Source organism: Synechococcus sp. R6-10, assembly GCF_047461815.1.
In the GTDB taxonomy this organism is placed as follows: domain Bacteria; phylum Cyanobacteriota; class Cyanobacteriia; order Thermostichales; family Thermostichaceae; genus Thermostichus.
In genome coordinates this window covers 1-2,378 of record NZ_JANSHW010000394.1, presented here as the reverse complement: position 1 = coordinate 2,378, position 2,378 = coordinate 1, and the positions used below count along the sequence as shown (strand labels likewise).

The 2,378-nt window shown below is 58.0% G+C and carries 2 protein-coding genes; both read left to right on the top strand.

Translation table 11 applies throughout. The annotated features are described in order from the left end of the window. The first annotated feature begins 98 nt into the window (after positions 1 to 98). Positions 99 to 848, top strand: a complete 750-nt coding sequence (locus NW837_RS11010; protein WP_414331496.1) for a cytochrome c biogenesis protein CcdA — start codon at positions 99 to 101, stop codon at positions 846 to 848. Positions 849 to 959: 111 nt separating this feature from the next. After that, complete coding sequence (locus tag NW837_RS11005; protein WP_414331495.1) at positions 960 to 2,330, top strand: cytochrome c biogenesis protein; 1,371 nt, start codon at positions 960 to 962, stop codon at positions 2,328 to 2,330. Positions 2,331 to 2,378: the final 48 nt, after the last annotated feature.

Sequence of the window (2,378 nt, the reverse complement as noted above, 5' to 3'; positions counted from 1 at the left end):
GGTGGGAATGGACAGTAGACGTACTCCCCCAAGACTGGGGATCCCAGGGGGGCGGGGGAGTTCATGCTACCTTGGGCTTATGTGGACAGATCGAGCTTATGTTGAATGCGGCTCAGCTCTGGCTTTACCACCTAGAACAATGGGCAACTGAGCTGGTTCAGTTTCAACTGCAGCACCTTTCTCCCGTCAGTCTGCTGGTGGTGGGCTTGGCCGGCTTGCTCACCAGTCTTTCCCCCTGCACGCTGTCTATGCTGCCAGTGACCATCGCCTACATCGGCGGCTACACCCCCGCTTCTGAGGAAACGGCTGGGGAAGGGCGGCTGCAGGTCTGGGCTCAATCCCTGGGTTTTGCGGCTGGGGTGGCTTTTACCCTGACCCTGCTGGGTTTGTCGGCAGCTTTGCTGGGTCGCGTTTACGGACAAACGGGATCCTTTGGGCCCACTGTGGCGGGGGGAATTGCCATCTTGATGGGGCTGAACTTGTTGGAGGTGCTCCCCCTGCGTTTTCCCGATGGGTTTAACCGCCTCGAGATCCCCGGGAAATGGCCCAGGTTAGGCCGGGCAGTGTTGCTGGGGTTAACTTTTGGCCTGGTGGCCTCTCCCTGCAGTACGCCGGTTTTGGTGGCTTTGCTGGCCTGGGTTTCCACCACAGGGCAACCCTGGGTAGGAGGCGGGCTGCTGCTGGCTTACGGGCTGGGATTGGCCTTTCCTCTGCTCCTGGCGGGGGTGTTTACCGGGTTGGTGAAGCAACTGTTGGCCTTGCGGCGCTGGTCGGGCTGGCTCACCTACGCCAGTGGAGTGATGTTGGTGGGGTTCGGCAGCGTAACGATCCTGTCGGCCTGGGTCTAAGGGATCCCTGCTGCTGCAGGCTAAGATGGGGCTACACCTACAGCACCCTGTTGAAAACTGCACCTTGCCTGGCAAGAGCAGCGATCTGAATCTTGAGCCGACAAACTTCTCATGGTCATATACTCTCTCCCGCTTGCCCGCTGGGCTTCCTCGCTGCGGCGGTACTTTCGTCATGAGCTGCTGCCGCTGCTGGCGGATCTGCGCCTGGCCATTGGCCTTTTGTTGGCGATTGCGGTTTTGAGCGCCACCGGCACGGTAATTGAGCAAGAGGAAACAGCGGCTTTTTATCAAGCCCACTATCCGGAGCATCCGGCCCTGTTTGGCTTTCTCACGTGGCGGGTGATCCTGAACTTGGGATTGGATCACGTCTACCGCACCCCTTGGTTTCTGGCTATTTTAATCCTGTTCGGCAGCAGCCTTATCGCCTGTTCCTTTACGCGCCAGTGGCCAATGCTCAAGGTGGCTCGCCGTTGGAGCTATCTCACCCGTCCGCAGTCTTTTCAGCGCCTGCCCTTTTGGACTTATCTGCCCCAACAATCCTTACAAGGGCTGCCGCAGCAGTTGCGTCGACAGGGCTATCTGGTGTTTCAGGAGGGCCATTACCTCTACGCCCGCAAGGGGTTAATCGGCAGGATCGGCCCCATCTTGGTGCATGTCAGTATGCTGCTGATCTTGCTGGGGGCCATTTGGGGCAGCATTAGCGGCTTCAAGGCCCAAGAACTCATTCCCAGCGGCAGCGTGGCTTCCATTCAACACTTGACCGGAGCAGGGGATCTGGCTCGCGCTCACTTGCCTACCTGGCAAATTCGGGCCAATCGCTTCTGGATTGACTACGCTGCCGATGGCCGGGTCAAGCAGTTTTATTCCGACCTCTCGATTTTGGATCAGGGTCAGGAGGTTAAACGTCAGACCATTTCCGTCAACCATCCTCTCTCCTACCGGGGTGTGACCCTTTACCAAGCCGATTGGAGCATCGACAGCATCCGCATCCGCGTCAACAATAGCCCCTCTTTTCAAATCCCGGTGGTGCCGGTGCGCACCGAGGCAGGCAACAAACTCTGGGGCGCTTTTGTGCCCACCCAGCCGGACATGAGCCAGGGCCTCACGCTGCTGCTGCCGGATCTGCAGGGGACAGCCCTCCTCTACGACACTGAAGGGCAATGGATGGGATCCCTGCGCCAAGGCATGAGCTTGGCCCTCGACGAAATCGCTCCCCAACGCTTCCCCAACCCCCTCACTCTGCATCTGGATGAGGTGATCGGCGCTACCGGACTGCAAATTAAATCGGATCCGGGGATCCCTGCGGTGTATCTCGGATTTGGCCTGTTGATGGTGGGGGTGGTGATGAGCTACTTCAGCTACAGCCAAATCTGGGCTTTGCAAACGGAGACGGGGCTCTACTTGGGGGGCAAAACCAACCGGGCCTTGGTCACCTTCGAGCGAGAATTCGACCGCTTGGTGGAGCATGACTCTAGTCAATAATAAGCTCAACTATACTGAAAATAATGTATAATATGTTCAGTACGGATT